The following is a 5,406-nucleotide window of genomic DNA, read 5'->3' on the forward strand; positions in this document are numbered from 1 at the left end:
TCGGCCGCGCCCACCAGCGCCAGGCGGCTGACCGCCTGCGCCGGATCGGCCACCATGCCCTCCAAGATATTTTGGAAATAGCCGAGCAAACGCCGCATGCTGTCGGCCTCGAACAGGTCGGTGGCGTATTCCAGCGCGCCGCCGATGCCATCGCTTCCTTCCGACAGCGACAACGAGACATCGAATTGGCTTGCGCTGGCCGCATGCGCGATCGGCGCCATGCGCAAGCCGGGCAATTGATGCGCTTCCGACGTCGTCGCCTGGTTCCAGGTGAACATGGTCTGGAACAGCGGGCTGTGGCTCAGGCTACGGGCCGGCTTGAGCGCCTCGACCACCTGCTCGAAGGGGATATCCTGGTGCGCATAGGCGTTCAGGGTCAAGGTCTTGACCCGCTCCAGCAGCTCGGCCACGCTCGGCTCGCCGTCGCTATCGACGCGCAGTGCCAGGGTGTTGACGAAGAAACCGATCAGGTTTTCGATCTCGCTGCGCTGGCGGTTGGCGATCGGGCTGCCGATCACCACGTCGCCCTGCCCGCTCATGCGCGCCATCAGGATGCCCCAGGCGCCGAGCAGGGTCATGAAGACGGTCACGCCATGGCGCGCGCTCAGCTGCTTGATTCCCTCGCTCAAAGCGGCCGGCAGTTGCACCGGCAGATGGGCGCCGGTATAGCTTTGCACGGCCGGACGCGGATGGTCGGTCGGCAGGGCCAGCAGTTCGGGCGCATCGGCCAGATGCCCTTTCCAATAGTCGACCTGCGCTTGCAGGGTCTCACCTTGCAAATGGCCGCGTTGCCACGCCGCGTAGTCGGCGTACTGGATCGCCAGCGGCGCCAGCGGATCGTCGCGTCCCTGGCTGAAGGCCGTGTACAAGGCGCTCACTTCACGCACCAGCACACCGAGCGACCAGCCATCGGAGATGATGTGGTGGTTACAAATGAACAGCAAATGCTCGCTGTCCGCCAGGCGTATCAGCCGCGCACGAATGAGCGGACCGTCCGCCAGGACGAATGGCTGGGCGAAAAACGCCGCGCTGGCAGCGGCGATGGCGTCCTGCTGATCGGCCGCGCCAAGCTCGCTCAAGTCCTGTTCGTCGAGCGCAAAGCCGATGTCGGCGCGGCCGATGTGTTGCACCGGTTCGCCGTCGCTGATCGCAAAAGTGGTGCGCAAGATTTCGTGGCGCGCGACGATGCGGTCGAGCGTGGCCTTCAACGCCGCCGTATCGAGCTCGCCGGACAGGCGCAGGCCGGCCGTCATATGATAGGCGGCACCGGCCGCCGCGTCGAGTTGGTCGAGGAACCAGAGGCGCTGCTGGGCCAGCGACAGCGGCTGGTTGACGCTGCGGTCGGCCAGGGGAATCGTGCCCAGGGTCGATTGCCGCGCCTGCGCCACCTGGCCGGCAAAAGCGGCCAGCGTCGGCTGCGCGAACAGATCGCGCAAGCCGATTTCCACACCCATGTCGCTGCGGATGCGCGACATGAGCTGCACCGCCAGCAGCGAATGGCCGCCCAGCTCGAAGAAATTATCCTCGCGGCCGACCTGCTCGACGGCGAGCAGCTCGGACCAGATCCGCGCCAGCGCCGCTTCCACCTCGCCTTGCGGCGCCTGGTAGGCGCGCGCCGCGACGGCGGCCATGCCCGGCGCAGGCAGGGCCTGGCGGTCAAGCTTGCCGTTCGGCGTCAGTGGGAACTGCTCCAGCGTGACGAAGGCGGCCGGCAGCATGTACTCGGCCAGTTGCGCGCTCAGGCGGCTGCGCAGTTCGGCCGCGCTGCCGGGGGTGCCGGTCAGGTAGGCGACCAGACGCTTCTCACCCGGCACGTCTTCGCGCGCCAGCACCACCGCCTCCTTCACGCCTTCGCAACGCACCAACTGCGCTTCGATCTCGCCCGGCTCGATGCGGAAGCCACGGATCTTGATCTGGAAGTCGTTGCGGCCCAGGTATTCGATGGTGCCGTCGGCCAGCCAACGACCCAAGTCGCCCGACTTGTACATGCGCGCGCCAGCTTGGGCGCTGAAGGGATCGAGCAGGAAGCGCTCCTCTGTCAGCGCCGGCTGATTGAAGTAACCGCGCGCCACACCGTCGCCGCCGATGTGGATTTCCCCCGCCACGCCCAGCGGCACCGGCTGCAAATGGGCGTCGAGCAGGTAGACCTGGGTGTTGCCGATCGGGCGCCCCAGCGGAATGCTGCGCGCGTCGGCCGCCACCGCCTCGATCAAATGGGTGATGGCGAACGTCGTCGTTTCGGTCGGACCGTAACCGTTGATCAGCTGACCCGGCGCCGGCGCCAGCAAGGCGCGCGCCACGCTGCGCGGATCGAGCACGTCGCCGCCGACCATCAGCAGGCGCAAGCTGGCGAAGGCCGGCTTGAGCGCGTCGAGGTATTCGTTGAACAGGCCGGCGGTGAGCCACAGCGCGCTCACCCGCCCCGCCAGCAGGGTCTCGTTGAACTTGCGCGGATCGAGCAAGGCTTCCTGCGACACCAGCAGCACGCGCGCGCCGTTGAGCAGCGCCGCCCACAGTTCCCAGGTGCTGGCGTCGAAGGCCGGGCTGGCGCAGTGCGCGATGCAGTCGGCCGCCGTGATGCGCGCGTACGGGTTGTTGACGACCAGGCGCAGCACGTTGCGGTGCTCCACCATCACCCCTTTCGGCTGGCCGGTCGAACCGGAGGTGAACATCACGTAGGCGAGATGGCGCGAGGTCAGGCCGGCCACGTTCGGATTGTGCGTCGGACGGCGCGCCAGGCTGGGCTCGGCGTCGAGCACCAGCACGCGCAGCAGGCTGCTGGCCGGCAGATTGTCGAGCACATCGTCGGTGGTGAGCAGGACGGCGGGCGCGCAGTCGCCCAGCATATACGCCAGGCGTTCGGCCGGATAATCCGGGTCCAGCGGCACATAGGCGCCGCCGGCCTTGAGGATGCCCAGCAGTCCGACCACCATCGGCACGCCGCGCCGGGCGCAGATCGCCACCCGCTCGTCGGGCTTGACGCCCATCGCGATCAGGGCGTGGGCCAGCTGGTTGGCGCGGGCATTCAGTTCGGCATAGGACAGGCTCTCCTCGGCCGTTTCCAAGGCCGTCGCCTGGCCATGTTCGGCCAGCCGCTCCTCGAACAATTGATGGATCAGCTTATCGGCCGGATAGGCCTGCGCCGTGTCGTTGAAGGTCTTGACCAGTTGCTCGTGCTCGGCCGCGCTGAGCAGGGCCAGGCGCGACACCTCGCGCTGCTCGTCCTCGACCATCGACTGCATCAGGGTTTGCAGGTGGCCCAGCATGCGCTCGGCCGTGGCGGCGTCGAACAGCGCGCTGGCATACACCAGCGTGCCGCTGATGCAGCTGCCGCTGGCCGAGAGCAGCAACTGAAGATCGAATTGCGCCGTCGTATGCGCCTGCTCCACGCCACGCACCAGCAGTCCGGTCTGGTCAACTTCGGCACCGCCCGTGGCGACAGCCTCGTTCAGGGTCAAGGTGGTCTGGAACAAGGGGCTGTGGCTCAGGCTGCGAGTCGGCTTGACGGCCTCGACCACCTGCTCGAACGGGATGTCCTGGTGCGCGTAGGCGTCGAGCGTCAACGCCTTCACCTGGGCCAGCAAGGCGGCCACGCTGGATTCGCTCTCGATGTTCAAACGCAGGGCCAGCGTATTGACGAAAAAGCCGATCAGGCTTTCGACCTCGCGCCGCTGGCGGTTGGCGATCGGGCTGCCGATCACCACCTCGGACTGTCCGCTCAAGCGCGACAGCAGCAGGCCCCAGCCGGCCAGCATGGTCATGAAGAAGGTCGCGCCGTGGCGCTGGCCCAGCGCCTTGATGGCCGCGCTGAGCGGAGCCGGGAAGTTGAAGGCAAGGCTGGCGCCGGCATGGCTTTGCAGCGCCGGACGGGCACGGTCGGTCGGCAAACTCAACAATTCTGGCGCGCCGGTCAGATGCCGCTTCCAGTAGTCCGCCTGTGCTTGCAGGGTCGCCCCTTGCAACCACTCGCGCTGCCAGACGGCATAGTCGGCGTACTGGATCGCCAGCGGCGCCAGCGGATCGGCCTGTCCCCGGCTCAGGGCGGCATACAAGGTCTGCACTTCGCGCACCAGGACGGCCAACGACCAGCCGTCGGAAATGATGTGGTGCTGGTTAATCTGCAGCAGGTGTTCGGTGTCGTCCAGGCGCAGCAACTGGCCGCGAATCAGCGGTCCTTGGGCCAGGTCGAAGGGGCCGAACACGTCGACGCCAAGGCGCTCGATTTCGCTTTGCCGCGCCTGGTCCGCCAATGCGCTCAAGTCGTGCTCAAGCAGGGTAAAACGGGCGCCTTCGGCCGGGCCGACCAATTGCACCGGCAGGCCGTCTTGCAAGACGAAGGTGGTGCGCAGGTTTTCGTGGCGCGCGACGAGGCGGTCCAGCGTGGCGCGCAGCGCGCCGGTATCGAGCGGGCCGCTCAGGCGCAGCACCAGCGGCATATGATAGGCATTGCCGGCGGAAGAATCGAGCTGGTCGAGGAACCACATGCGCTGCTGGCCCCAGGACAGCGGCAGCGACTGGCTGCGATCAGTAGGAACGATAGGGGACAACGCCGACGATGCCGCTTTCGAGGTCGCCGTCTTCTTCAGACGGAGCATTAACAATTCGCGTTGACGGGCGCTGAGTTCTTTTGACGAATTCTTTTCCACTATTTTTCCTATTTATCGATTCTGAAAAAACCACGTAACTGTTGGCACGGCTTAATTGGGCGAGCGTTCCTGTTCCAGCAAGGCGTCCAGTTCTTCGTCGGACAAGCCTTCGATCGAAGCGCTGGCCAGCGCGATATCGTCTGTTGCATAGGTCTGGAGTACGGCAGAGACGATGGCCTCGGCCAGGTCGGCCAGGAGCGGATGCTGGAACAACTCGACCAGCGGCAGCTCCACCTCGAAGTCCTTGCGCAAACGAACGAACACCTGGGTGGCCGACAAGGACGATCCGCCGAGTTCGAAGAAGTGATCGTTGCGGCCGACGCGTTCCACGCCCAATACTTCGCGCCAGATCTGTGCCACGGCCTCTTCGACTTCGCCCTGCGGCGCCACGTAGTCGCGGCTGGCCAGGGCCGACAGGTCGGGCGCCGGCAGCGCCTTGCGGTCGATCTTGCCGTTCGGCGTGAGCGGGAAGCGCTCCAGCACGACGAAGGCGGCCGGCAGCATGTACTCGGCCAAGGTGCGGCCCAGTTCGGCGCGCAGTTCGGCCGCGCCGCCCGGGCTGCCGGTCAGGTAGGCGACCAGGCGCTTGTCGCCCGGCACGTCCTCGCGCGCCAGCACCAGCGCCTCGTGCACGCCCGCGCACTGGGCCAGGCGCGCCTCGATTTCGCCCAGCTCGATGCGGAAGCCACGGATCTTGACCTGGAAGTCGAGCCGGCCGTGGAAGTCGATCAAGCCGTCGGCGCGGTAGGAGCCCAGGTCG

Annotated in this window: 2 protein-coding genes; both read right to left on the reverse strand. The window is 66.7% G+C overall.

The window, feature by feature from the left end:
• Positions 1 to 4,595 (reverse strand): non-ribosomal peptide synthetase (locus H7U20_RS12430; RefSeq protein WP_199759468.1); only part of this gene is annotated, 4,595 nt, incomplete at its 3' end.
• Positions 4,596 to 4,697: 102 nt separating this feature from the next.
• Positions 4,698 to 5,406: phosphopantetheine-binding protein (locus H7U20_RS12435; RefSeq protein WP_199759469.1), on the reverse strand; the 709-nt coding region annotated here is incomplete at its 5' end.

The sequence above is a fragment of the Rugamonas violacea genome, from assembly GCF_016461825.1.
In the GTDB taxonomy this organism is placed as follows: domain Bacteria; phylum Pseudomonadota; class Gammaproteobacteria; order Burkholderiales; family Burkholderiaceae_D; genus Rugamonas.